Source organism: Paraburkholderia sp. BR10141 (genome assembly GCF_056155635.1).
Window position 1 is genome coordinate 248662 of the sequence record NZ_JBMIQH010000008.1, and the last position, 22835, is coordinate 271496.

Genomic DNA, 22835 nt, shown 5'->3' on the forward strand with positions numbered 1-22835 from the left:
TTATCGACGACAGGCGTCTCGCGCGACGGCTCGTTCGCGCCATGCGTGCAAACTCGCGCGAAACCATGCACCATTAGCGTTTTCGCCGCACCCCGCTCTTGCGCCGGGTGCGGGTTCTGCAACCGCGCGCTAGCGGTCGTGCTCAACAACGTTGCCCGAGCGCGCGTCACCTCCGACCTGCCATGACGAATCAGCCTGCCCAAGCCTTGCCCGAACAGCCCGTCGACATGATCATTTTCGGCGGCGGAGGCGACCTGGCCGCGCGCAAACTGCTGCCCGCGCTCTACATGGCGCACCTGCACGGCAACCTGCCGCCGGAAACGCGCATCATTGCCGTGGGCCGCAAGAACTGGACGATCGACGACTATCGCAAGTTCATGGAAGAGCAGTCGCGTCCGTTCATCGACGCGAAAGCGTTCGATGCGCAAGCGTGGGACCGCTACCTGAACCTGTTCCAGTACGTGATCATCGACGTGAACGACCCCGTCAATTACGCGAACCTGAAGGCGGCGTCGCGCGAGCATGCCCTGCGCGTGTTCTATCTCTCGACTTCGCCGGAACTGTTCACGACGATTTGCGACAACCTCACGGCGGGCGGCCTGATCGACGGCAGCTCGCGTGTGGTGCTCGAAAAGCCGCTCGGCCACGATCTCGCCTCGGCGCAGGAGATCAACGAATCGGTGGGCCGGCACTTCTCCGAATCGCAGATCTACCGGATCGACCACTATCTGGGCAAGGAAACGGTGCAGAACCTGATGGTGCTGCGCTTCGGCAACCCGATCTTCGGGCCGCTATGGCAAGCGCCGTATATCCGCAGCGTGCAGATCACGGTGGCGGAAACGGTGGGCGTGGGCAGCCGCGCGGGCTTCTACGATCACACCGGCGCGCTGCGCGACATGGTGCAGAACCACCTGCTGCAACTGCTGTGCATCGTGGCGATGGAACCGCCCGTCTCGCTCGACCCGGACGCCGTGCGCGACGAAAAGCTCAAGGTGCTGCGCTCGTTGCGCCCCATGTCGCTCGCCGATATCGCACGCGACACCGTGCGCGGCCAGTACGCGGCAGGCGCCGTGGACGGCCAGCCCGTGAAGGGTTATCTGCAGGAAGACAACGTGCCGGCCGACAGCAAGGCGGAAACGTTCGTCGCGCTGCGCGCGCACATCAACAACTGGCGCTGGGCCAACGTGCCGTTTTTCCTGCGCACGGGCAAGCGCATGCAGAAGCGCCAGTCGGAAATCGTGATCGAATTCGCGGACCTGCCGTTCTCCATCTTCCCGAGCGGCCCGCGCAATTACGGCAACCGCCTCGTGATCCAGCTGCAGCCGGAGGAGTCGATCCAGCTGCAGATGCTCGCGAAGGAGCCGGGCAGCGGCATGAACATGCTGCCCGTGAGCCTGAATCTCGACCTGCAGCAGGCCATCCCCGAGCGCCGCGCAGAAGCCTACGAGCGCTTGCTGATCGACGTGATTCGCGGCCGCCTCACGCACTTCATGCGTCGCGACGAACTGGAAGCCGCATGGACGTGGGTCGAGCCGATTCTCGACGGCTGGAAGGAGCTGAACGACCGCCCGCGCACTTACACGGCGGGCACGTTCGGGCCGGCGGCATCGTCGGCGCTGCTCGCGCGAGAGAACATGTCGTGGGCCGAAGAGATGTAAATGTGAAGGACCGCGAGCGCCGCGCATCATGCGGGGCGCTCGCAGCACGGCTTTACCGGTCGCCCGAATCCGGACGAAAAAGATCGAAGCCGGCGAATACGATCACACCGCTGAGCGCCATCAACGGCACCGAATGGCGGCCGAGAAAAAGAACCGCGGCCGCAAGCCAGGTTGAAATACAGAAAGCGCCAATGCGCCGCATGATGCCACTCCCTACTCTTTAATGCCCTTTTGAATGAAGCGTGGCGGCGCATGACGCGTGCCGCACGTTTGCAGCCCGACATCAGCCCAACGTGGCCCGCGCCGTGCGCAGACGCGACACCGTATCCACGAACGCCTCCCCGCCGAGCGTGCGCTTCAGGCGGCTCGCGACCGTCGCGCTCGCCGCATTGAGCGCTTCGCGAATCGCGATGGCCTGGGCCGTGGGCACGATCGCCACTTCGCGGCCGTCGCCATCCGTGCGCTGGCGCTCAACGTAGCCGCGCGCCTCCAGGCCGTCGAGCACGCGCGTGGCCGTGGGGCGCGCGATGGAGAGCAGATCGGCCAGTTCGCGCTGCGGCAAACCGGGACGCTCCAGCACGGCGCGCAGCATGAAACCCTGCGGCGGCGTGAGCTCGAAGCACTCGAAGGCTTGCGCCCATTCGCGCTCGAGGCGCCGCGCGAGCGCCGTGGTGTTGAAGTAAAGGCAATGATCGAACATGCACACAGGATAACCCAATATAGTTAGCTATGCAACGATCTGCACCGAACGCATATGCCGGCCTTCTGACAAATCAAAGCGCGCAGCAGCAGAAAATAGAACGATCGGACGAATTTAGACGGCATCGGCTATGATGCAAAGACGCCGCAATCGTCTGGCCGGGCATGGCCGCCGTATACAACACTCACGGAGACATCGATGCAAATGCGCTGTTACTGCGTTATCCATCACGGCAAGCCGCTCGAACTGGTCGAGCGCGACGTGCCCGAACCCAAGGGCACCGAGGTATTGCTGCGTGTGAAGGCCGCGGGCCTGTGCCACTCCGATCTGCACATCTGGGAGGGCTATTACGACCTGGGCGGCGGCAAGAAGCTCTCGCTCGCCGACCGCGGCATCAAGCTGCCGCTCACGCCGAGTCATGAAATCTGCGGCGAGGTTGCGGCGCTCGGCCCCGACGCGCAAGGCGCACCGGAAGCGCTCCCGGCGGGCACGTCGGTAGTGGTGCATCCGTGGATCGGCTGCGGCGCATGCGCGGCCTGCGAGCGCGGCGAAGAGAACATCTGCGCGAAGCCGCAATCGCTTGGCGTGCTGCGCGACGGCGGCTTTGCCGATTACGTGATCGTGCCGCATCCGCGCTATCTCGTGGATCTCGCCGGCCTCGATCCCGTCAAGGCCGCGCCGCTCGCCTGCGCGGGCGTGACGACGTATTCGGCGGTGAAGAAGTTCGGCGCGCGCATCCATGAAGGCCCCGTGGTCGTGATCGGCGCGGGCGGCCTCGGTATGATGGCGCTCGAAGTGCTCAAGGCGATGGGCGCACAGGGCGCGATCGTCGTGGACGTGGACCCCGCGAAGCGCGAAGCCGCGCTTGCGGCGGGCGCGCTCGCGGCAATCGATGCGCGCGCGGACGACGTCGTGCAGCAAATTATCGCGGCAACGGGCGGCGGCGCACGCGCGGTGCTCGACCTCGTCGGCGCGACGCCCACCGTCAAGCTCGCGCTCGACTCCTGCGCGCGCGGCGGCCACGTGGTGATCGTCGGGCTGATGGGCGGCGACCTCACGCTCTCGCTGCCCGTGATCCCGATGCGGCCGTTGAGGATCGAGGGCAGCTACGTGGGCACGCTGCCCGAGTTGCGCGAACTCGTGACGCTGATGCGCGAAGGCAAGATGCAGCCCTCGCCCGTCTCCACGCGGCCGCTCACGGAAATCAACGCGGCGTTCGAAGCGCTCATGCGGGGCAAGGTGGTCGGGCGGCAAATACTGCTGCCCTGATGCATTTCATCGCGCGCGGCCTGTTTCGGCGCGCGCGATAGCAAATCGTTCGGAATTCGAATCAACCGGGGAGATCGGCCCACGGCGTCGATTCCCCTTCCGCGCGCGCAAGCGCCCCAAACGCTCCCTTACGGCCTACCCCTGCGCTCGCTCCATTTTGCAAGCCACCTGCAAGCTTTTGCGGGCCAGGTGCGCTTATCGCCCGAATAAGCGCACCGGATGCGCTCAATTCGCGCCGTTGACTGAGCACGAGCTGTCGTAATCTCGACACTGCCGCATTGTCCGTGTCGCCCACGCGTCGCGCCCCGTCTCTTACGATTTTCACTGTGACCATGTCGACGCCCCTCGCGCCCGCCCCCGACGACATCCTGCGGGAAGCCAATGCGCATTGCGAAGCGCACCGCTTCGCCGACGCACTCGCGTTGCTGGAACCGCATGTCGGCGGCCAACCCGATGCAATGGACGACGCCGCGCTCGCGCCGGCGCTCAATCTCGCGGCCCTGAGCGCCATGGGTACGGGCGACGCGGCGCGCGCTCAGGCGTTGTGGCAGCGCTGCCTCGCGGCAAAACCCGACTTCGCGCAGGCGTACAGCGGCCTCGCTGCACTCTTCGCGGCGCTCGGCGTCCTCGATCAGGCCCAGTCGCTCTATGAACGGCTGCTGAGCCTCACGCCCGCCGACGCCGACGCACGCAGCAACCTGGGCGTCGTCCTGCAGCGCCAGACGCGCCACGCCGAAGCGGAAGCCGCCTTTCGCGCCGTGCTCGTGGACCGCCCAGATCACGCCGACGCCCACTACAACCTCGGCCTCCTGCTGCAGGGACAAGGCCGCCACGCAGAAGCCGAAAGCGCGTTTCGCGGCGCCGTCGCGGCGAATGCGCGTCATGCGAAGGCATGCAACGCGCTGGGCACACTGCTGCGGGATCAGGCACGCGGCGACGAAGCCGCCGAAGCTTTTCGCCAGGCCCTGCTGATCCACCCGCAGTATCCGGAGGCGCTCAACAATCTCGCCACGCTGCTCAAGGCGTCCGGCAAGCTCGCCGAAGCGGAACTCGCGGTGCGCCTCGCGCTGCAGATTCGCCCCAATTTCGTCGATGCGCTGAACAACCTGGGTTGCGTGCTCACCGACCTCGAGCGCGTACCCGAGGCGGAGACGGCTTTTCGCCAGACGCTCGCACTCGCGCCGAATCACGCCGAAGCGCAGTACAACCTCGGCGTCGCGCTGCATACGCTCGAACGGATGCCCGAGGCCGAAGCGGCGTATCGCGAGACGCTGCGCCGCCTGCCGGGCCGCGTCGAGGCTTATAACAATCTCGCCTGTGTGCTGATGGCGCTCGGGCGCCGCGCCGAAGCGCTCGACGTGCTCCAGGAAGCCATCGCCGTGCGGCCCGATTTCGCCGAGGCGCACTTCAATATCGCGAGCCTGCACAAGGAATACGGCCGGCTCGACGAAGCCGAGGCCGGCTACCGCCGCGCGCTCGACGCGAACCCGGAATACGGCGACGCGAAGTTCCGCCTCGCCACGCTACTCATCAGCATGGGCCGCTTCGAAGAAGGCTTCTCGCGCTACGAATGCCGCTACACCATGCCCGGCTTCGTGCATCACGCGACGCAACGTCTGCTCCAGTGTCCCGCCTGGCAAGGCGAGCCGCTCGCCGGCAAATCGCTGCTGCTATGGCAGGAAGACGGCCTCGGCGACATGCTGCAATTCGGGCGCTATGCGCGCCTGCTCAAGGAACAGGGCGCGACGCACGTCGCGTTCGCCTGCCAGCCGCCCCTGCAGCGGCTCTTTCGCAGCGTGGACGGCATCGACGCCGTGCTGGGCCATGAAGCCGGCGCAGCGGCAGCCGGCCAGTTCGACTACTGGGTGAGCCCGATCAGCGTGCCCCATCGCCTGGGCACGACGCTGGAGACCATCCCCGCGCCGCTCATCTATACGCCCGAGCCCGCGCTCGTCGATCACTGGAGGGCGCGCCTCGCCACGCTCGCGCCGGGCCCGCGCATCGGCATCATCTGGAAGGGCAATCCGAAGCATTTCAACGACGCGCACCGCTCGCTGCCCTCGCTGGCCGCGCTCGCCCCGCTCTGGAACCTGCCGGGCGTGCAGTTCGTGAGCCTGCAAAAAGGTCAGGGAGAAGACGAGGCGCAGAATCCGCCCGCGAGCCTGCCGCTGCTCCACCTCGGCACCGACGTGCGCGATTTCGTCGATACCGCGGCGATCATCGCGCAGCTCGATCTCGTGATTTGCGTGGATACGTCCACGGCGCATCTGACGGCGTCGCTCGGCAAACCGTGCTGGGTGCTGCTGCCGCAGTACGACCTCGACTGGCGCTGGATGCACGAGCGCGAAGACTCGCCGTGGTATCCGGGCACGATGCGCCTGTTCCGCCAGCGCATGAACGAGGCGTGGAGCGCCGTCGTGGAGCGCGTGCGCGCGGCGTGCGCGGAGCGCTTCGGCGTTTGAAAATGCGCGGGATTTCGGGGGGATGAGGGAGGCGCTCGCGCGCCTCAATCCCAGATGTTGCGGAACGCCACGGCGGCGATCACCGGCACGCACATGACGAGCGGAATGGCGAAGTACGGAATCTCCAGATCGACGACCCACTTGTAGACGATCCAGCCGATACCCAGCGCGAGCGTGAGTACGCCCACGAGCGCAGTGAGGGTGTTCAGCAGCCACGTGGGCGGCTGCTTGCGCGCGGGTTTATTCTCGGGTGACGGGTTCATGGCGGCGGTGGCGGAAAACGAAAGCGTCTCGATCCGGAGTGCGGATGGTGGGTATTTTACTCTCAGAGATGCCAGGCGATTGAACCGCGCCACAATAGACATTTGCATGGACAGCGCCGCTCGAACCTGAGCAGATCACAGCGCTCGACGCTCCGCTCACCAACATCGCACTCCGACGGCATTACGGTTAGCCTCGAGCCGTCATGCCCCGGCGCTTTGTCCAGTAGTAGCGCCAGAATTTGACGATCGTCGCATATAGAAAAACCGTAACGGCGAGTTCTGCAATTAGCATCACTGGAATGTAGAGATCGTCCGGATCCCGGATACCCATGCGGTTTGAAACAGATAGCCACATGGAAAGCTGGCTCTCAGGCATCCGCAGCGGATACGTATGGACGTAGCGAACGGAAAGCAAAAACAATCCGACGAACAATGTCGCTTTAGCGAGCCTACGGGCAAGTGTCGCCATATGCTATTACCTCGATGGTTCCATACGCGCGAAGTCCCGAGTCACGAGCCGAGACGGCAGGCGTGTGCAACAGAGCCTGCCGGATCCTCGCGAAATCGGCATAACTCGGCAAGGTGATGCAGCCTAACGAGATACCGCGGCCTCCAGCCGGATGCAAGCGGAAGTGTCCGCGCTCTACGCCTTTAACCCACGTGAAATCGTCAATCTTTCCGTCGTCGCGGTAGAGCGCGAACCACTCCGAATGATGGGAAGGGATACCAGTGACGGTATTCCACGCGTCTTTCGTCCAGGTCCAGGCCTGCGACCCGATACCACCTTTAGGTCGGTCCACTATCCAGTATCGACCGGAAGGGATCGGACCGTTGTCCGGAATTGCTGTACACCCTCCCCGGTTGCGATATATACCGTTACCCGAGAACGCACTAAACGTTCCGACTCCGCAAATCGCCAAAGGTGAGAAAGGCGCGTTGTTCACGAAGAATTTTCCTTGCAGGGCCATTTGACGCTTCTCCCAATAATCAGCGCTCAGTCCATGCGTCGGTGTGTTTTATGTTTCCATCCGTGTAGTGCCACGTGATGCGATCGTACATCATGGAAACACATTCAACGTGATTCAGCGCCGATGCTTGTGCCAGCTTGATATTAACCATACCGGGATTGACACCAGTGATTTTCACACCCTCCAGGAGCATGATGAAATACACCTCTTCCTTTCCGGCGTCATTGATGCGATACCACTTTATTTCCGCTGATTTCAGCGTTTGCCCTCTTGATACTGCTTTATAAAGATAAGGGCTGGAGGCATCAAATTCCTTCTCTATCACCATCGGCGCATGCGTGCGCGCACCGGTAACTTTTCCGGCGATGCTGTCCACGGGAAGGTTGACTCCGTGACTGAAGCTGATGATTTCGATACTCCCTTCACGACTTTCGACCGTCGACGAGCCCCTGATATCGGCGCCACCATCATCTTTAAGCCATAAATGAGCAGGAATTGGCATATCGAAATACTCCCTCGAAAAGCGAATGAGCCTCGCGCCACAACGGGGCCATTTGAACAGCCATGCGCGATTAGAACGGTGAACCCACACTTCTACCCGAGGGATCTCTCCTGCGCAATGAAGGTGCAATGGGAATTGGGTAAATAGTGCCTTAGCCCGATACAGGTCAAGAAAAAGCCTTTCGAGAGAGGCTTAATCGAGAGGAAGGGCCGCCGCTCCCGCGGTCTTTACCTCCCAGGTAATCGATTCCCTGCCCGGCGCGCCCTATTCTCGCAAGCGTGGCCCCACCCTTTCACGCTCACGAGACCTGCCATGACCGCCTACGCCATTGCCCATCTGCGCGACGTCGAACCTTGCCCCGCCATCGTCGAATATCTGGAGAAGATCGACGCCACGCTCGCCCCTTTCGGCGGCCGCTTCATCATTCACGGAGGACGCGTGGAGCGGCTCGAGGGCAAGTTTTCCGGCGACCTCATCATGATCGAATTCGCGAACCGCGAGATCGCGCGCGCGTGGTATCGCTCGAGCGCCTATCAGGCGATCCTGCCGCTGCGCGCGGAGCACTCGCGCGGCGAAGTGTTCCTGATCGATCAAGTCGAGATGCCGCATCGCGCGACCGACGTGCTGCGTCCCGCTCACGAAACCGGCTCTGCAAAGTGAAAGGATTTCGTTAACTGGCGATCGGCAGCGATTGGTTATCGCACGGCACGTTTGCAAAGAAAATTCATCGTGTGCAAACGTTTTCGTGCATTTCACAATTCTTTCTTCATCGACGGCGAAACTGTGCGCGACCCATCCCCACAGAACGGATGCGCACATGAGAATACGCCTTCCCAACCGCGTGTCGACGACCCTGTCGACCGCGGCGATCGTTGTACTCGCAACCATCATGCTCGATGCATGCGGCCCGGGCGACGGCTCGTCGGCAGCTTCGTCGACGGCTGATCCATCGGAAAGTCAGAGCGCCGCAACGCAATCGCCATTGGCGAATAGTGCGCGCATATCGCCGCTGCCGACCGACACGAACACGGCGGCGAATGCGTCGGCGAACGCCTCGACCGACACTTCGGCGAACCCGAGCGCCATACCCGCTTACGGCGCGAACGCGGCCACCGCCACGAACAACGCGAGCGACCCCGTGCAAGGCGCACAGGCCAGCCTCGCCGCCGACAGCGACCAGGTCACGCCGGTCTTGAGCTACGCGCCGGGAGACAGCGCGCAGACCCAGGCCAGCAACGGCAACGATTCCGGCAGTCCCGCAACATCCAGCCATTGAAGCATTGCACCTGCGTGCCCTTGTGCGAGTACGCCGTCGGGCACGACACTCCAACCCCAAGCAGATAGGTGAGCAACAATGACGTCAAACAGCCGTCGCCGTTTCCTGCAGACCGTCGCGCAATCGGGCGCCGCCGCCGCAGCGATGACCGTTCTTCCCGAATCGATCCGCAATGCGCTGGCCATTCCGGCCAATTCGCGCACGGGCACGATCCGCGATGTCGAGCACATCGTCGTGTTCATGCAGGAGAACCGTTCGTTCGACCACTACTTCGGCCATATGCGCGGCGTACGCGGCTATAACGACCGCCTGCCCATTGCGCTGCCGGGCGGCCTGCCGGTGTGGTACCAGCCGTCGAAAGAAGACGCCACGAAGCCCGTGCTGCCGTTCCACCTCGACACGTTCAAGACGAGCGCGCAATGCGTGGGCGACCTCGACCACTCGTGGTACCCGACGCAGTACGCAATCAATAACGGTCTGTACAACCAGTGGCCGCAGTACAAGACCGACATGACGATGGGTTATTACCTTCGCGCGGACATTCCGTTCCACTACGCGCTGGCCGACGCCTTCACGGTGTGCGACAACTACTTCTGCTCGCTGCCTGGCCCAACGCACCCGAGCCGCTCGTATCTCATGACCGGCATGGTCGATCCGACCGGCACGATGGGCGGCCCGCTACTCGACAACAACGACTTCGTGGACGGCGACGTGCCGCCCACGTACCAATTGCTTTCGTGGACGACCTACCCCGAGCGCCTGCAGGCCGCCGGCATCTCCTGGCAGATCTACCAGCAGGGCACGAACGGCAGCGACCCGCTGAACGGCAACTACGGCACGAACATCCTGCAGAACTTCGCGAACTTCATCAACGCGCAACCCGGCTCGGCGCTTTACCAGCGCGCGCAAACGGTGCGCACCATCGCCGACCTGAAAAACGACGTACTCCAGAACAATTTGCCGCAAGTCTCATGGCTGCTGCCCCCCGCGGCCTTTTCGGAGCATCCGAAGTACACCCCGGCCTATGGCGCCGAATACACTTCGCAGATCATCGAAGCGCTGACTTCGAATCCCGATGTGTGGAGCAAGACCGTGCTCTTCATCATGTATGACGAGAACGACGGCTTCTTCGACCACATCGTGCCGCCGCAGCCGCCCACGACGTCCGCGCAGGGCAAGTCGACGGTGAGCGTGGACGGCGAGATCCACAACGTGGTCAACCCGCTGCGCGGCGGCAAGTACACTGCCGACGGTCTGCCCTATGGTCTCGGACCGCGCGTGCCGATGACGGTCGTCTCGCCGTGGACCAAGGGCGGCTTCGTCTGCTCGCAGGTGTTCGACCACACGTCGGTGATCCGCTTCATCGAGGCGCGTTTCGGTGTGCAGGAGCCCAACATCACGGCGTGGCGCCGCGCGGTGTGCGGCGACCTCACCACGTGCTTCGACTTCCGCACGCCCGACGCCACGATGCCCGCGCTGCCCGACACGAGCAACTACATGGCGCTCGCCGACAAGCAGTGCTCGGCCAACTCGGCGCCCACGGTGCCGGCCACGCCGCTGCCGATCGACGCGCAGGAGCCCGGCGTGCGCTACGCGCGTGCGCTGCCCTACGAGCTTCATGTGAACGGGAAGGCCGAAGCGCGTAACAACACGCTGTCGATCACGTTCGCGAACAAGGGCCGCCAGGGCGCGCACTTCTACGTGTACGGCACGAACCGCAGTGACGGCCCGTGGCGCTATACGGTCGAAGCGGGCAAGTCGCTCGACGACACGTGGGACCTCACCGTGACGAACGGCGTCTATGCGTTCGAGGTGCATGGCCCGAACGGCTTCTTGCGCCGCTTTGCGGGTGCGGCCGCGCAATCGGGTCCGGGCAAGTCGGGCCGCGCACCGGCGCCTGCCGTGACGGCGCATTACGACGTGGCCAACGGCAACCTCTTCCTCAGGTTCTCGAACGCGGGCAGCAGCGTCGCGCACCTGAACGTGACCGACAACGCCTATGGCGCGCACGAGCGCAACGTCGTCGTGCCGGCCGGCGCGCAAATCGACGAAGTCTGGGTTCTTGCGTCGAGCCATCACTGGTACGACCTCACGGTCACGAGCCGCGACGACGCGACGTTTGCCTGGCGCTTCGCCGGACACATCGAGAACGGCCGGCCGAGCATCAGCGATCCGGCGGCCGTTGCGCCGGTCACGAAGCTGAGCTGAAGCCCAGCACAGAACGAAGGTCTGACGATTGCTTTTCTGTTTCTCTGGTTGCGGCGCCTTCAGGCGCCGTTTTTTTTGCCCTCGCGCAGCGGATGCACTGCGTCTCAAAGTGTGGGTAAAAGGGGCCAACGCACCCTTCGCAATGGCACGCCCTGCAGCCTCGGCGAAGCAGTGGCACAATGGGCGCTCCGCATTTTCCGGCGCCCGCCGCGCGCAATGCCGTGCGCGCAGGCGGGCGCCTGTCGTTGAACCGTTGACAAGGATCGTCCCATCATGAGTTCCAGCGTGAAGCCCTATCCCGACACCCAGATCTACATCGACGGCGCATGGCGCGCCGGCGCGAAGACGATTGCCGTGATCGACCCCGCGACCGAAGCGGAAATCGGCCGCCTGAGCCTCGCAAGCGAACAGGACCTTTCGGATGCGGCCAGCGCGGCCGAGCGCGCCTTCCGCGAATGGCGCAAGGTCTCGCCGCTCGAGCGCAGCAAGCTCATGCGCCGCGCCGCGCAATTGCTGCGCGATCGCGCAGACGACATCGCCGCGATCATGACGCGCGAGCAGGGCAAGCCGTTTGGCGAAGCGAAGCTCGAAACGCTCGCGGGCGGCGACACGATCGACTGGTTCGCCGAAGAAGGCCGCCGCACCTATGGCCGCGTGATTCCCTCGCGTACTGACGCCGTTCGCCAGATCGTCACGCGCGAGCCGGTGGGTCCGGTCGCCGCGTTCACGCCCTGGAACTTTCCGCTCAATCAGGCCGTGCGCAAGGTGTCGGCCGCGCTCGCCTCGGGCTGTACCGTCGTGCTTAAGGGACCGGAAGAAACGCCGGCCAGCTGCGCCGAACTCGTGAAGGTGTTCACCGACGCGGGCCTGCCCGCAGGCGTGCTGAACCTCGTGTTCGGCGTGCCCGCGGAAGTATCGTCGTACCTGATCGCGCATCCGGCGATCCGCAAGATCTCGTTCACGGGCTCGACGCCGGTGGGCAAGCTGCTCGCCTCGAAGGCCGGCGAGCACATGAAGCGCGCCACGATGGAACTGGGCGGCCACGCCCCCGCCATCGTCTTCGCCGACGCGGACGTGCCGCGCGCCGCCAAGCTGCTCGCGAGCGCCAAGTTCCGCAACGCGGGCCAGGTATGCATCTCGCCCACGCGCTTCATGGTGGAAGACGCCGCGTACGACGAGTTCGTCGAGCATTTCGTCGCGACGACGCGCGCGATCAAGGTGGGCAACGGTCTCGAAGACGGCGTGCAAATGGGCCCGCTCGCGAACGACCGCCGCCTCGCCGCCATGGAGCGCCTCGTCGCCGACGCGCGCGAACAGGGCGCGAAGGTGCTGACGGGCGGCGAACGCGTGGGCCGCGAAGGCTACTTCTTCGCACCGACCGTGCTCACCGACGTGCCGCTATCCGCGCGCATCATGAACGAAGAGCCGTTCGGCCCGATCGCGCCGATCTCGCGTTTTTCGAGCTACAAGGACGCGATCGTCGAAGCGAACCGTCTGCCGTACGGTCTCGCCGCGTATGCCTACACGCGTTCGAGCGCGACTTCGGCCGCTCTCTCCGACGACGTGGAAACCGGCATGCTGTCGATCAACCACCACGGCCTCGCCCTGCCGGAAACGCCGTTCGGCGGCGTGAAGGACTCGGGTTACGGCTCGGAAGGCGGCAGCGAAGCGATGGAAGCCTATCTCGTCACGAAGTTCGTGACCGAGCATCGTTGATTGCTTCGCGCTGAAAACGCGCGCGCTTCTCCGGCTTACGGCCCGGGAAGCGCACGCGGATATTGCGGCAAGCCGTCCGCGAGCTGCACCCAGGCCAGCTTTTGCGAGGTCCAGCTGTGATTGTCGGGCGGCGCGTCGTCGGGACGATCGAGCGTGCCGGTCGCGATGTCGATCTCGCCCACGAACGCCGCGTGCCGGTACGTGAGCGGCGTGCCACAATCGGCGCAGAACGCGCGCTCGACACCCGGACTCGACGCATGCGTTTTCGTTGCGCCCGCAACGAGCCGGAACGCACTCCACGGCACGCTGAGCCAGCCGACGAACGGCGCACCTGTTGCACGCCGGCAATCCGCGCAATGGCATACCGTGCTGCCGACCGGCGCAGCCGAAATCTGGTAGCGGACCTTGCCGCATAAACAGCCGCCAGTCAGCATCGCTCTCTCCTTCGCACACCACGCCTGCTCAACGCTTTCGGCACGGTAACCACGGCCGCCCGGGCATGGTTGCACGATTTCGCTTCGCGCATGGAATAAAACGCGGCGACGTGTTGTTGACGCCAGTAACGACCCTCGGACCATCGACTGGATCCATCATGCATACACTCGCACACATTTCGCTTTCGCATGCGTTGCGGCGCATGCGCACCGGAGCCCGCCCGTGAACCGCGCCTCGATCTGCGTGCCGTGCCGGCTCGCGGCCATTGCGGTGGTGGTGGGTTGCGCTGGCGCGGCATTTGCATGGACGGCCGGCTGGCTCACGCCGAAGCGCATCACCGCGCCACATATCATCAATACGTTCGAGTCGAACTACGGCATCCACACGGGCTATCGGCGCAACCACGCCAAGGGGCTTTGCGTGGAAGGCTGGTTCGAAAGCAACGGCAACGGCGCGCAGGTCTCGCGAGCAGCGGTGTTCGCGCCAGGACGCACACCCGTGATCGGACGCTTCGCCATTCCCGGCAGCAACCCCGGCGCGCCGGACGCGAGCACGCCCGTGCGCAGCATGGCGTTACTGTTCCAGCTGCAGGACGGCGAGCAGTGGCGCACCGGCATGAATTCCGTGCCCATCTTCGTCGTTCGCACCCCGAAGCAGTTCTATAGCCAGCTAGTCGCCTCGAAGCCGGACCCGGCGACGGGCAAGCCCGATCCCGCGAAGCTCGACGCCTTCTTCCAGGCGAACCCGGAAACGCTGCCGTTCCGCCAGTGGCTCAAGGCGCACCCGCCCTCCTCCAGTTTCGCGAATACGGCGTTCTACAGCGTCAACGCGTTCATCGCGACCGATGCCGCGGGCAACCAGCACGCCGTGCGCTGGCAGACCGTGCCCGAAGTGGCTTATGCACCGCAAACCGCGGCCGAAAAAGCCGATCCGAACTTCCTCGCCGACGACTTCTCCACGCGTTTCGCCGGAGGACCGCTACGCTGGCATCTGGTGCTCACGGTCGCCGCACCGGGCGACCCCACGAACGACGCCACGCAGTCATGGCCAGCGGACCGCCAGCAGATCGACGCCGGCACGCTGGTCTTGCAGCGCGCCGAGCCGCAAGCCAACGGCATGTGCCGCGACGTGAACTACGATCCGACCATCCTGCCCAACGGCCTGAAGCCTTCGGACGACCCCTTGCTCGCCGCCCGTTCGGCAGCGTATGCCGTTTCGTTCAATCGACGCACGCGTGAAGAGGCCAACCTCACGCAAACGCATGGAGACGCGCAGCCATGAAACAACCGGGCCAACACTTCAGCGCACTCCAGCGCCTGCTTCACTGGTCGATGGCAGTCCTGATCGTTACGATGCTGTTCGTCGGCGTAGGGATGGTCTCGACCGTCTCGAGGCTGCATGACACCTTGATCGCGCTCCACCGGCCGCTGGGCATCGCGCTGCTCGCGCTCGTGCTGCTGCGCCTGGCCGTGCGGCTCACGCGCGGCGTACCGCCCCTGCCGGCCGATCTGCCCGTCTGGCAGCGCCTCGGCGCGCACGCCTCGCATCTCGTCCTCTATGCGTTGATGATCGCCATGCCGCTGATCGGCTGGTCGATGCTATCCGCGGGCGGCTATCCCATCGTGATGTTCGGCGGCGTGCACCTGCCGCCCATCGTGCCGCATAACGTCACGCTCTATGCATGGCTGCGTGCCGCGCATACGTGGCTTGCGATGGCGCTCTACGCGACTGTGCTGCTGCATCTGGGCGCCGCGCTTTTTCACGCGCTCATTCGCCGTGACGGCGTACTCGCCAGCATGGCACGCGGCGAGACACGCAGCTGACGCGAGCATCGGCACGAGGATCGCGGTCACGAGGCAGGCGGTGGCGACCATCGCCGTCGCCGCCGGCACGAGCGGTTCGAAACGCGGAATCATCTCGCCGATGATGGCCGGATTCGCCACCGCCGCGCCCGCCGTTGACGATGCCGCGAGGCCCGCCGCACCGTTGCCGCGCGCAACGCCGGCCTCTCGATCTCGTTTCCGACCATGCGCTGCGGCGCGGATACGAAAGCGCACGACCTCGCCCTGCTCGAGCGCGCGAGCGCGGCGATCTCGGCGCGGCTCGGCTATCGTAAGCCGGCCGCGCACGAGCATGCGCCTGCCGAACCCTGTTAGCCCGGCGCGGCGGCTGTCGCGACCGTGGCTGCCGCAGTGGTCTGCCAGCCGAGACCGAGGCTCTTCTGCAGCGACACGTAGTCCTTGAGCAAATCGGCCTGGCCCGACACCACGTTCTGCTGCGCGGCGAATTCCGTGCGCTGCGTGTCGAGCAGGTCGACGAGGCTCGACGCCCCTGCGCGGTAGCGCTGGCGCATGAGCGTCGCGGAACGCTCGGCAGAAACCTGCACCTTCTGCAAAGTCACCAGATGCTCGCGCTGATAGCCATAGCGCGAGAGCGACGCGTTGGCGTCCTGCAACGCCGCGAGCACGGCCTTCTCGTAATGCGCTTCGGCTTCGTCGCGCGAAGCTTGCGCGCCGTGCACCGCGCCCAGCGTGCGCCCGAAGTCGAACACGTTCCACTGCAGATACGGCGCCCCAACCCAGCTGAAATTGCTTTTACGGAACAAGTGCCCCGGCTCAGCAGCCGTAAAGCCGAGGTCGCCGAACAGCGTGAGCTTGGGCAGAAAATCCGCCACGTGCTCGCCGATCTGCGCGTTGCTCGAGGCGAGGCGGCGCTCCGCCGCGCGAATATCGGGACGCTGCGCGAGCATCGTGGTGGGATCGCTCACGGGCACGCTGGCGGGCAGCGTGGGCAGCGGCTGCGCCGTCGCCAGTTCCGCATCCAGCGCGCCGGGCGCCTTGCCGGTGAGCACGGCCAGTTGATCCAGCGATATTTCCACTTGCGCCGCGAGCGGCGTAATCGTGGAGCGCGTGTTCTCCACCTGGGTGGTGAGCCGCTCCACGTCCACCTCGGCCGCCGTACCGCCCGCGCGGCGCTGCTCGGTGAGCGTGAGCATCTCCTGCTGCAGTTGCGCCGTGCGCTGCGCGATGGTCAGGCGCTGCTGCTCGTCGCGCAGGTCGATATAGGCCTGCGCGACTTCGGCCGCGAGCGATACCTGGGTATCCGCAAGATCGGCGTCCACGGCATCGGCCTCGTCGCTCGCTGCTTCCACGGCGCGGCGCGTGCCGCCGAACAGGTCGATTTCCCACGAGGCATCGAAGCCCGCCGTGTAGAACGTGATCGGGCCGCCGCCCGAAGAGCCGCCCTGACCCGAGCTGCTGCTCGACGACGTCAAGGCGCCCAGGTTGGGCTCACGCATGCGGATCGCCGCCGCGCTCGCGCCGACCTTCGGCAATTCGGCGGCGCGTTGCTGCTGCAGTTGCGCGCGCGAGGCGCGCAGACGCGCCTGCGCCGCGCGCACATCGGGATTGTGGGCAAGCGCCGCTTCGATCAGCGTGTTCAGTTGCGGGTCGTTCAGCGCAAGCCACCATTGGCTCGGTGCACGCGCGGGCGTCACGCCTCGCGCGGGCGTGCGCAGGAACGAAGCGGCGTTCGCCGCTTCCGGCGCGACGGCCGGTGCGCCGTGATAGTCGGGGCCGACGGTGCAGGCGGCCAGCGAGCAGGCGGCCGCGAACGCGCTCAGCGCGGCGTAGGAGATTCGGGAGTAACGGGTTGCCGTCATGAGTCAGTGATAATCTTCAGTGGCCGCCAGACGGCGTTTGTGCGCCAGGCTGCGGCTTCTTGAGCAGGAGCGCGAGCGGCACGCACGCCGCCAGCGCGATGCCGAGCACCCAGAATGTTTCGGAGTACGTGATGACCATCGATTGCTGCGTGATCTGCGCCGCGATCTGGCCGAGCGCCTGCATTTGCGAATGCGCCATGTCGCCCGTCTGCGTGAACCAGTTGGCCGCGCTCCCGGCCACGCGCTCCTGGCCGATGACCGAATTGGCGCTGAGCGCTTCGCGCAGCACGGCGGTATGGAACGTCTCGCGCCGGTCGATGAGCGTGCCGATGATCGCAAGACCCACCGAGCCGCCCAGATTGCGCGCCATGTTGTAGAGGCCGGCCGCGTCGCCGGAATCTTCGCGCGACACCGCCGCCATCGACGCCTGGTTCAGCGGCATCATCGCGAGCATTTGCGCGACGCCGCGTACGAGCTGCGACCAGACGAAATCGTGACCGACGCTCTGCGCCGTGAGCGAAATGTCGAGCATGCAACTCAACGTGAAGAGCAGCAGCCCGGACACCACCAGGATGCGAAAGTCCACCTTGGCTAGCAAGCGCGGCAGAATCGGCATCACGAGGAAAGCGGGCAGCCCCGAAAGCAGCATGATCGCGCCGGACTGCTGCGCGTTGTAGCCGGCGACGAGGCTCAGAAACTGCGGCAGCAGATACGAAATACCGTAAAGCCCGGCGCCGACTGCAAACACGATGACGATGACGCTCGCATAGCGCGGATTGCGCATGAGCGACAGACGCAGAATCGGCTTTTTCGCGGTGAACTGCGAAAGCGCGATGAGCACCATGCCCGCGAGCGAGACCCACGTGAGCGTGACGATGAAGCTCGACTCGAACCAGCGTTCGCGCTGGCCTTCCTCGAGCACGACGGTCAGCGAACTCAGGCCCACTGCCAGTCCGGCAATGCCGAGCCAGTCCGCCTTGAGAAAGGCTTCCCAGTGCGGCCGGTCGGGCTCGAGGCCGACGATAAGCAGCGTGATGAGTGCGAGACACACCGGCAAATTGATGAAGAAGCACCAGCTCCAGCTGATGTTCTCCGCCAGCCAGCCGCCCACCACGGGCCCGAGCAGCGGGCCGAGCAGCACGATCAGGCCGAACACCGTCATGCCCACGGGCAGTTGCGAAAGCGGCAGGCGCGTGCGGATGATGGTCTGCCCGGTCGGAATCATCGCGCCGCCCGTGAAGCCCTGGCCGATACGCCCGGCGATCATCATGCCGAGCGTAGTCGACCAGCCGCACATCATCGAAAAGGCGATGAAGAGCGCCGAGTTCGCGAGCAGGAAATTTCGCAGTCCGAACACCCGCGTGAGCCACGCGGCGAGCGGAATCATCACGATCTCGGACATCAGATAGCCCGTGGAGATCCACGTACCCTCGGTGCCGGTCGCGCCAATCTGCCCCTGGATCTGCGGCAGCGCCGAGTTCGTGATGGAAATGTCGAGCGTGGCCATCAATGCGCCCAGCGCACCCGCCGCGACGGCGATCCAGTCGGCCGCGCTCGCGCGCTCGCCGTGCGAATGCGGCACCGCTGCGCGAGCCGTATTAGCCACGGTGGTTCTCTTGGTCGATACGGCGGTCGTCCTCACGCGCGGAGCGCGTGTCGACATCGACGGTCACCGACATGCCCGGCAGCAGCACGCTGCGCGTTTCGGGCCCGGTATCGAGGCGGATGCGCACCGGCACGCGCTGCACGATCTTCGTGAAGTTGCCGGTGGCGTTCTCGGGCGGCAAGAGCGCGAACTGCGCGCCGGTGCCCGGCGAGAAGCTGTCCACCACGCCGTGCAGCGTGTGGCCAGGCAGCGCGTCGACGTGCAGCTCCACGGGCTGGCCCGCGCGCATGCGGCCGATCTGCGTTTCCTTGAAGTTCGCTGTGAGGTAGGTGCGCTGCACGGGCACGACGGTCAGCATGCGCGTGCCCGGCTGCACGTACTGGCCCACACGGACGGTGCGGTCGCCCACGCGACCCGCCAGTGCGCTCTTCACCACGGTATTGTCGAGGTCGAGTTGCGACTGCGCGGCGTTCGCACGCGCCGCCTCGAGCTGCGCGCGCGCCTGCGAGAGCTGCGCGTTCAGCGCCGAGATCTGCGAGCGTGCGGACGTGACGGCGGCTGCGTCGGCGGCGAGCGTGGCCTGCGCCTTGTCGCGTTCGCTCTTCAGTTCGGCAAGCCGTTCGGTCGTTTCTGCCCCCGTGGCCGCGAGCGGCGCGTAGCGCGCCACTTCGTCGTTCGCGTGGCGCAGGCTCACCTGGGCGACTTCCTGCTGCGCCTGTGCCTGAGCGACGTTCGCCCGCTGCTGCTCGATCTGCGCCTGCGCATGCTCGATGTCCGCTGTGCGCGCATCGACGGTGGCCTGCGCCTGGTCGAGCGCCACCTGATACTGGCGCGCGTCGAGCTTCACGAGCGGGTCGCCCATTTTCACGGCCTGGTTGTCGGCCACGTAGACGTCCGTCACATAGCCGCTCACCTTCGGGGCGATCGTCACGCTGTCGGCCTGCAGATAGGCGTCGTCAGTGGATTCGATGAAGCGCCCGACGACCCACCAGTGGCCCAGCCACACCGCAGCGGCGATGAGCGCTGCCAGTCCCAACAGGATCAGAAGGGTTCGTTTCGCGCCGCTGCGCGCAGGTGCAGCGGCGGCGTCCGGCGCGTCGCGTCCGGGCGCGCCTGCAGTCGTAGACATGTGGTTGATTCTCAATTTATTCCAGTCGGCAAAATTATTCCACCTGGAAAAATTGTGTCAAGTGTTATATTTCGCAGGGATACGAAAGGAAATGCATGAGCGAAGGTAAGAAACTGCGACGCTCGCCCGACGGAGGCTATGCGCGTGGCGACGAGACACGTCGCAAGATCATCGAGGCGGCCATCAGCCTGTTCGGGCAGCACGGCTTCGACGGCGCCTCCACGCGCGACATCGCCGCGCGCGCGGGCGTGAACGCGCCGGCGCTGCAGTATTACTTCGAGAACAAGGAAGGCCTCTATCGCGCCTGCGCGGAGTCGATCGCCGACGAATCGTGGCAATCGTTCGCGCCGGCCGTGCTGCGTGCACGCGAAGCGCTCGAGCACAACGCGGACATCGAAGCGCTGATCGACGCCTTCATCGACATCCAGTCGGCCGTGGCCGACCGTTCCTTCGTCAAGCAGCACGGGCCGGACCAGCGTCTCTTCTTCGCGCGCGAACAGGGCGGCGGCGAACCGGAGATCGGCTCGGAAATCCTGCGTGAGCGCGTGCGCTCGCCGCTGAACACCATCAACGTGGAACTGCTCGAACGCATTACCGGCATGCCGGCCCACGATCCGCTCACCGTGGTGCGCATGTTCAGCCTGTATGGGCAGTTTCTGCTTTTCTTCATTGCCCGCCGCTCCACGCTCTCGATGCTCGGCTGGGACGACATCGACAGGGCGAAGGCCGATTTTCTGAAAGACAGCATCGCGGAACAAACGCGCGTGCTGCTGCGCCACTGGAATCGCGAGCGCGACAAGCCCAATCGCTCAAGATAACTAAGCACTATTCGGGCGGCCGGCACGATCCCCCGGCGCCAGTGAGGAATCCCCGCGGCGCATCTGCGCGCGTGTTAGCGTTCGAATTTCCCACCCGCATGGAGCCGCCAGCATGTCTCCCCTCGCCGCCGTTGCCAGCATTCTCCTCGCTGTCCTGATCGGGGCCATGAGCCCCGGGCCGAGCTTCGTGCTCGTCGCGCGCAACTCGATCGGTCTCTCGCGCCGCGACGGCGTCGCCACCGCGCTCGGCATGGGCACGGGTGCGATCTGCTTCGCGGGCATCGCACTCGCCGGCCTCTACACCCTGCTTGCCACCGTGGCCTGGCTGTACGCCGCGCTCAAGATCGCAGGCGGCGCCTATCTGCTCTATATCGCTTCGCGCATCTGGCGCGGCGCGGGCTCGCCCGTCACGGTGAGCAGGACGGCCGCACCCGGCGAGCGCCCCGGCAAGTCGTACTGGAGCGGCCTCACCACCCAGCTCAGCAACCCGAAAACGGCCATTGCCTACGGCGGCATCTTCGTCGCGCTGCTGCCGCATAACCCGCCGCTGTGGTGCTACTTCGCGTTGCCACCGCTCGTCTTCGCGATCGAAACCGGCTGGTACACGGTCGTCGCGCTGTGCTTTTCGAGCCAGCGTCCGCGCGATCTCTATCTGCGCGCCAAGAGCTGGATCGACCGCGTTGCGGCCGGCGCGATCGGGGCCTTGGGCCTGCGCCTCATTTTCAGCGCCGGGCATCGCGGGATCTGACGCCGCCCCGCCGGACGCGGCCACAAGGTCGCGCCCGGCGCACTGGAATTTATTTCGTGAGGCGCTTGACAATCTATCTTCCAGTAGATAAATTGGAGCCCATGAACACGAAGCTGACAGTGCGGGAGCAGGTTCTCGACCACGCCATCACCCTCATGATGCTGCGCGGCTACAACGGGTTCAGCTACCGCGACCTGTCAGAGCTGGTGGGCGTGAAAACGTCGAGCATCCACTATTACTTCCCGTCGAAAGACGACCTGGTGCTCGAAGCGGTGAGCCAGTACAGCGGCGAAGTCATGGCGGGATTGCAGTCGATCGACGCGGCGCTGCCGGCGCGCGAAAAGCTCGCTACGTACACGCGGCTCTTCGGCAAGACGCTGGGCGACGGCAACCAGATCTGTCTGTGCGGCATGCTGGCCGCCGACATCGAATCACTGCCGGAAACTGTGCGTCACGCTGTGCAGGCGTTCTTCCGCGCCAACGAAAGCTGGCTGGCCGAGGTGCTGGCTCAAGGCGCGAAAGAAGGCACGCTGGTCGTGCGGGGCAAGCCGGAAAGCTCGGCCCGTACGTTGTTCGCGGCCTTGCAGGGCAGCGTCCTGGCGAGCCGGCTGTTCCATACGAAGTCGCGCCTCGAAGATGTCGAAGCCATGTGGCGCGTGGCTCAGTAACGTACTCTGGCCTGAAACACGGGGCGGCTCAGCGCCCTTTTATCGGGCCGCGAATTCTATCTTCTGATAGATAGCTCGAAAGAGGAGCATCATGAACGTGTTTCGACGGCCGGAAATCTATCTGTCAATAGATAGAATACAAAAACTGACGACCGAAAATTCGCAAGCGCCGCTCTTCTGCTGGACCCTGGTGCACATGGCTGTCGCCTTGCACCAGTAAATTGAATGCCGTACTCCGCCGTACCTTCAACGAACCGTCTTTGCTCAAAGGAGCCTGTCATGTCGATCGAAAAAGTTCTCTACCGCGCCGAAGCCAACGTCACCGGCGGCCGCGACGGCCGTGCCGTCATTCCCGCCAGCAACCTGGACCTCAAGCTCACCACGCCGCGCGAACTCGGCGGCGCGGGCGGCGACGGCACGAACCCCGAGCAGCTGTTCGCCGCGGGCTACAGCGCATGCTTCATCGGCGCAATGAAGTTCGTCTCGGCGCGCGACAAGATTGCCCTGCCCGCCGATGTCTCGATCACCGGCAATGTCGGCATCGGCCAGATTCCGAATGGCTTCGGCATCGAAGTCGAACTGAAGATTTCGCTGCCCGGCATGGATCGCGCGGCCGCCCAGGCGCTCGTCGACAAGGCCCATATCGTGTGCCCGTACTCGAACGCCACGCGCGGCAACATCGACGTGACGCTCACGATCGTCTAAGCCGCGAGCCGCATGCAGCACGCGCCGAGGGCCGCCAAAAGCG

The 22835-nt window shown here is 65.1% G+C and carries 23 protein-coding genes and 2 pseudogenes; 14 read left to right on the plus strand and 11 right to left on the minus strand.

Features of this window, described 5'->3' with window-relative positions; translation table 11 throughout:
• Positions 1 to 182 precede the first annotated feature (182 nt).
• Positions 183 to 1658 carry a glucose-6-phosphate dehydrogenase gene (zwf, locus tag ACOJB8_RS14350; RefSeq protein ID WP_069266013.1) on the plus strand — a complete coding sequence of 492 codons (1476 nt, stop codon included), beginning with the start codon at positions 183 to 185 and terminating at the stop codon, positions 1656 to 1658.
• Between the two features lie 52 nt (positions 1659 to 1710).
• On the opposite strand, the gene ACOJB8_RS14355 is transcribed toward zwf, so the two are convergent.
• The gene (locus ACOJB8_RS14355; RefSeq protein ID WP_176732918.1) at positions 1711 to 1860 is read right to left on the minus strand and encodes a hypothetical protein; all 150 of its coding nucleotides are present in this window, start codon (positions 1858 to 1860) and stop codon (positions 1711 to 1713) included.
• Positions 1861 to 1941: 81 nt separating this feature from the next.
• Positions 1942 to 2358: a MarR family winged helix-turn-helix transcriptional regulator gene (locus tag ACOJB8_RS14360; protein ID WP_133180547.1), complete on the minus strand. Its 417-nt coding sequence runs from the start codon at positions 2356 to 2358 to the stop codon at positions 1942 to 1944.
• Between the two features lie 204 nt (positions 2359 to 2562).
• Here ACOJB8_RS14360 and ACOJB8_RS14365 point away from each other — a divergent pair, with 204 nt between their 5' ends.
• Together ACOJB8_RS14365 and ACOJB8_RS14370 are read left to right on the plus strand one after the other, a co-directional pair.
• Positions 2563 to 3627 (plus strand): alcohol dehydrogenase, encoded by a 1065-nt coding sequence (locus tag ACOJB8_RS14365; protein ID WP_368729229.1) that lies wholly within the window; start codon positions 2563 to 2565, stop codon positions 3625 to 3627.
• A 332-nt stretch (positions 3628 to 3959) separates the two neighbouring features.
• Positions 3960 to 6089 (plus strand): tetratricopeptide repeat protein, encoded by a 2130-nt coding sequence (locus ACOJB8_RS14370; RefSeq protein ID WP_475013022.1) that lies wholly within the window; start codon positions 3960 to 3962, stop codon positions 6087 to 6089.
• Between the two features lie 44 nt (positions 6090 to 6133).
• On the opposite strand, the gene ACOJB8_RS14375 is transcribed toward ACOJB8_RS14370, so the two are convergent.
• The 4 genes from ACOJB8_RS14375 to ACOJB8_RS14390 form a co-directional block, all read right to left on the minus strand.
• Entirely contained in the window at positions 6134 to 6352 is a 219-nt protein-coding gene (locus tag ACOJB8_RS14375) for a hypothetical protein (protein WP_028206128.1), read from the minus strand.
• A 187-nt stretch (positions 6353 to 6539) separates the two neighbouring features.
• The gene (locus tag ACOJB8_RS14380; RefSeq protein WP_475013024.1) at positions 6540 to 6821 is read right to left on the minus strand and encodes a hypothetical protein; all 282 of its coding nucleotides are present in this window, start codon (positions 6819 to 6821) and stop codon (positions 6540 to 6542) included.
• Positions 6802 to 7320 (minus strand): DUF2778 domain-containing protein, encoded by a 519-nt coding sequence (locus ACOJB8_RS14385; protein ID WP_368685137.1) that lies wholly within the window; start codon positions 7318 to 7320, stop codon positions 6802 to 6804. Before ACOJB8_RS14385 ends, ACOJB8_RS14380 begins: the two co-directional genes overlap by 20 nt.
• 19 nt (positions 7321 to 7339) lie before the next feature.
• Positions 7340 to 7822, minus strand: coding sequence for an Hcp family type VI secretion system effector (locus tag ACOJB8_RS14390; protein ID WP_133180138.1), 483 nt, complete (start codon positions 7820 to 7822; stop codon positions 7340 to 7342).
• 312 nt (positions 7823 to 8134) lie between these two features.
• Between ACOJB8_RS14390 and ACOJB8_RS14395 the strand changes: the two genes are divergently transcribed.
• The 4 genes from ACOJB8_RS14395 to ACOJB8_RS14410 all read left to right on the plus strand — a co-directional run bounded on the left by ACOJB8_RS14395 (position 8135) and on the right by ACOJB8_RS14410 (position 13022).
• Entirely contained in the window at positions 8135 to 8482 is a 348-nt protein-coding gene (locus tag ACOJB8_RS14395; RefSeq protein WP_368604759.1) for a DUF1330 domain-containing protein, read from the plus strand.
• Positions 8483 to 8639: 157 nt separating this feature from the next.
• Positions 8640 to 9098, plus strand: a complete 459-nt coding sequence (locus ACOJB8_RS14400) for a hypothetical protein (RefSeq protein ID WP_475013026.1) — start codon at positions 8640 to 8642, stop codon at positions 9096 to 9098.
• A 78-nt stretch (positions 9099 to 9176) separates the two neighbouring features.
• Complete coding sequence (locus tag ACOJB8_RS14405) at positions 9177 to 11306, plus strand: phosphocholine-specific phospholipase C (RefSeq protein WP_475013028.1); 2130 nt, start codon at positions 9177 to 9179, stop codon at positions 11304 to 11306.
• A 273-nt stretch (positions 11307 to 11579) separates the two neighbouring features.
• Entirely contained in the window at positions 11580 to 13022 is a 1443-nt protein-coding gene (locus ACOJB8_RS14410) for an NAD-dependent succinate-semialdehyde dehydrogenase (RefSeq protein ID WP_069266019.1), read from the plus strand.
• Positions 13023 to 13057: 35 nt separating this feature from the next.
• On the opposite strand, the gene ACOJB8_RS14415 is transcribed toward ACOJB8_RS14410, so the two are convergent.
• Positions 13058 to 13456 carry a GFA family protein gene (locus ACOJB8_RS14415; protein ID WP_475013030.1) on the minus strand — a complete coding sequence of 133 codons (399 nt, stop codon included), beginning with the start codon at positions 13454 to 13456 and terminating at the stop codon, positions 13058 to 13060.
• Between the two features lie 223 nt (positions 13457 to 13679).
• Between ACOJB8_RS14415 and ACOJB8_RS14420 the strand changes: the two genes are divergently transcribed.
• Both ACOJB8_RS14420 and ACOJB8_RS14425 read left to right on the plus strand, forming a co-directional pair.
• Positions 13680 to 14738 (plus strand): catalase family peroxidase, encoded by a 1059-nt coding sequence (locus tag ACOJB8_RS14420; RefSeq protein WP_475013032.1) that lies wholly within the window; start codon positions 13680 to 13682, stop codon positions 14736 to 14738.
• Positions 14735 to 15280 carry a cytochrome b gene (locus tag ACOJB8_RS14425; RefSeq protein ID WP_475013034.1) on the plus strand — a complete coding sequence of 182 codons (546 nt, stop codon included), beginning with the start codon at positions 14735 to 14737 and terminating at the stop codon, positions 15278 to 15280. The genes ACOJB8_RS14420 and ACOJB8_RS14425 overlap by 4 nt, the downstream gene beginning before the upstream one ends.
• Here the strand turns inward: ACOJB8_RS14425 and ACOJB8_RS14430 are convergent.
• A pseudogene (locus ACOJB8_RS14430) lies at positions 15278 to 15457 on the minus strand (2-keto-3-deoxygluconate permease); the annotation flags it as partial. The gene ACOJB8_RS14425 and the pseudogene ACOJB8_RS14430 sit on opposite strands and share 3 nt — an antisense overlap.
• Between ACOJB8_RS14430 and ACOJB8_RS14435 the strand changes: the two are divergent.
• Positions 15458 to 15613: pseudogene (locus tag ACOJB8_RS14435) on the plus strand (DNA-binding transcriptional regulator KdgR); the annotation flags it as partial.
• On the opposite strand, the gene ACOJB8_RS14440 reads toward ACOJB8_RS14435, so the two are convergent.
• Genes ACOJB8_RS14440 through ACOJB8_RS14450 form a run of 3 tightly spaced genes read right to left on the minus strand, consistent with a single transcriptional unit; the run spans position 15610 to position 19853 of the window.
• Positions 15610 to 17118 carry an efflux transporter outer membrane subunit gene (locus ACOJB8_RS14440; RefSeq protein WP_475013036.1) on the minus strand — a complete coding sequence of 503 codons (1509 nt, stop codon included), beginning with the start codon at positions 17116 to 17118 and terminating at the stop codon, positions 15610 to 15612. The pseudogene ACOJB8_RS14435 and the gene ACOJB8_RS14440 overlap by 4 nt on opposite strands.
• Positions 17119 to 17134: 16 nt before the next feature.
• Positions 17135 to 18781: an MDR family MFS transporter gene (locus ACOJB8_RS14445; protein WP_475013038.1), complete on the minus strand. Its 1647-nt coding sequence runs from the start codon at positions 18779 to 18781 to the stop codon at positions 17135 to 17137.
• A complete protein-coding gene (locus ACOJB8_RS14450; protein ID WP_368685129.1) occupies positions 18717 to 19853 on the minus strand; it encodes an HlyD family secretion protein in 1137 nt (378 codons plus the stop codon). The genes ACOJB8_RS14445 and ACOJB8_RS14450 overlap by 65 nt, the downstream gene beginning before the upstream one ends.
• Before the next feature lie 95 nt (positions 19854 to 19948).
• On the opposite strand from ACOJB8_RS14450, the gene ACOJB8_RS14455 reads away from it, so the two are divergent.
• From ACOJB8_RS14455 to ACOJB8_RS14470, 4 genes are all read left to right on the plus strand, one after another.
• Positions 19949 to 20671: a CerR family C-terminal domain-containing protein gene (locus ACOJB8_RS14455; protein WP_406953037.1), complete on the plus strand. Its 723-nt coding sequence runs from the start codon at positions 19949 to 19951 to the stop codon at positions 20669 to 20671.
• Between the two features lie 112 nt (positions 20672 to 20783).
• On the plus strand, positions 20784 to 21419 hold the full coding sequence (locus ACOJB8_RS14460; protein ID WP_069266027.1) for a LysE family translocator: 636 nt from the start codon (positions 20784 to 20786) through the stop codon (positions 21417 to 21419).
• A 101-nt stretch (positions 21420 to 21520) separates the two neighbouring features.
• A complete protein-coding gene (locus tag ACOJB8_RS14465) occupies positions 21521 to 22087 on the plus strand; it encodes a TetR/AcrR family transcriptional regulator (RefSeq protein WP_069266028.1) in 567 nt (188 codons plus the stop codon).
• A gap of 279 nt (positions 22088 to 22366) precedes the next feature.
• The gene (locus tag ACOJB8_RS14470; RefSeq protein ID WP_069266029.1) at positions 22367 to 22792 is read left to right on the plus strand and encodes an organic hydroperoxide resistance protein; all 426 of its coding nucleotides are present in this window, start codon (positions 22367 to 22369) and stop codon (positions 22790 to 22792) included.
• The last annotated feature ends 43 nt before the right edge of the window (positions 22793 to 22835 follow it).

Excerpts from the sequence above, each read along its gene's own strand:
- zwf (WP_069266013.1), top strand. The coding sequence starts at position 183 with ATGACGAATCAGCCTGCCCAAGCCTTGCCCGAACAGCCCGTCGACATG.
- ACOJB8_RS14355 (WP_176732918.1), bottom strand. The coding sequence starts at position 1,860 with ATGCGGCGCATTGGCGCTTTCTGTATTTCAACCTGGCTTGCGGCCGCG.
- ACOJB8_RS14360 (WP_133180547.1), bottom strand. The coding sequence starts at position 2,358 with ATGTTCGATCATTGCCTTTACTTCAACACCACGGCGCTCGCGCGGCGC.
- ACOJB8_RS14365 (WP_368729229.1), top strand. The coding sequence starts at position 2,563 with ATGCGCTGTTACTGCGTTATCCATCACGGCAAGCCGCTCGAACTGGTC.
- ACOJB8_RS14370 (WP_475013022.1), top strand. The coding sequence starts at position 3,960 with ATGTCGACGCCCCTCGCGCCCGCCCCCGACGACATCCTGCGGGAAGCC.
- ACOJB8_RS14375 (WP_028206128.1), bottom strand. The coding sequence starts at position 6,352 with ATGAACCCGTCACCCGAGAATAAACCCGCGCGCAAGCAGCCGCCCACG.
- ACOJB8_RS14380 (WP_475013024.1), bottom strand. The coding sequence starts at position 6,821 with ATGGCGACACTTGCCCGTAGGCTCGCTAAAGCGACATTGTTCGTCGGA.
- ACOJB8_RS14385 (WP_368685137.1), bottom strand. The coding sequence starts at position 7,320 with ATGGCCCTGCAAGGAAAATTCTTCGTGAACAACGCGCCTTTCTCACCT.
- ACOJB8_RS14390 (WP_133180138.1), bottom strand. The coding sequence starts at position 7,822 with ATGCCAATTCCTGCTCATTTATGGCTTAAAGATGATGGTGGCGCCGAT.
- ACOJB8_RS14395 (WP_368604759.1), top strand. The coding sequence starts at position 8,135 with ATGACCGCCTACGCCATTGCCCATCTGCGCGACGTCGAACCTTGCCCC.
- ACOJB8_RS14400 (WP_475013026.1), top strand. The coding sequence starts at position 8,640 with ATGAGAATACGCCTTCCCAACCGCGTGTCGACGACCCTGTCGACCGCG.
- ACOJB8_RS14405 (WP_475013028.1), top strand. The coding sequence starts at position 9,177 with ATGACGTCAAACAGCCGTCGCCGTTTCCTGCAGACCGTCGCGCAATCG.
- ACOJB8_RS14410 (WP_069266019.1), top strand. The coding sequence starts at position 11,580 with ATGAGTTCCAGCGTGAAGCCCTATCCCGACACCCAGATCTACATCGAC.
- ACOJB8_RS14415 (WP_475013030.1), bottom strand. The coding sequence starts at position 13,456 with ATGCTGACTGGCGGCTGTTTATGCGGCAAGGTCCGCTACCAGATTTCG.
- ACOJB8_RS14425 (WP_475013034.1), top strand. The coding sequence starts at position 14,735 with ATGAAACAACCGGGCCAACACTTCAGCGCACTCCAGCGCCTGCTTCAC.
- ACOJB8_RS14440 (WP_475013036.1), bottom strand. The coding sequence starts at position 17,118 with ATGACGGCAACCCGTTACTCCCGAATCTCCTACGCCGCGCTGAGCGCG.
- ACOJB8_RS14445 (WP_475013038.1), bottom strand. The coding sequence starts at position 18,781 with ATGTCGACACGCGCTCCGCGCGTGAGGACGACCGCCGTATCGACCAAG.
- ACOJB8_RS14450 (WP_368685129.1), bottom strand. The coding sequence starts at position 19,853 with ATGTCTACGACTGCAGGCGCGCCCGGACGCGACGCGCCGGACGCCGCC.
- ACOJB8_RS14455 (WP_406953037.1), top strand. The coding sequence starts at position 19,949 with ATGAGCGAAGGTAAGAAACTGCGACGCTCGCCCGACGGAGGCTATGCG.
- ACOJB8_RS14460 (WP_069266027.1), top strand. The coding sequence starts at position 20,784 with ATGTCTCCCCTCGCCGCCGTTGCCAGCATTCTCCTCGCTGTCCTGATC.
- ACOJB8_RS14465 (WP_069266028.1), top strand. The coding sequence starts at position 21,521 with ATGAACACGAAGCTGACAGTGCGGGAGCAGGTTCTCGACCACGCCATC.
- ACOJB8_RS14470 (WP_069266029.1), top strand. The coding sequence starts at position 22,367 with ATGTCGATCGAAAAAGTTCTCTACCGCGCCGAAGCCAACGTCACCGGC.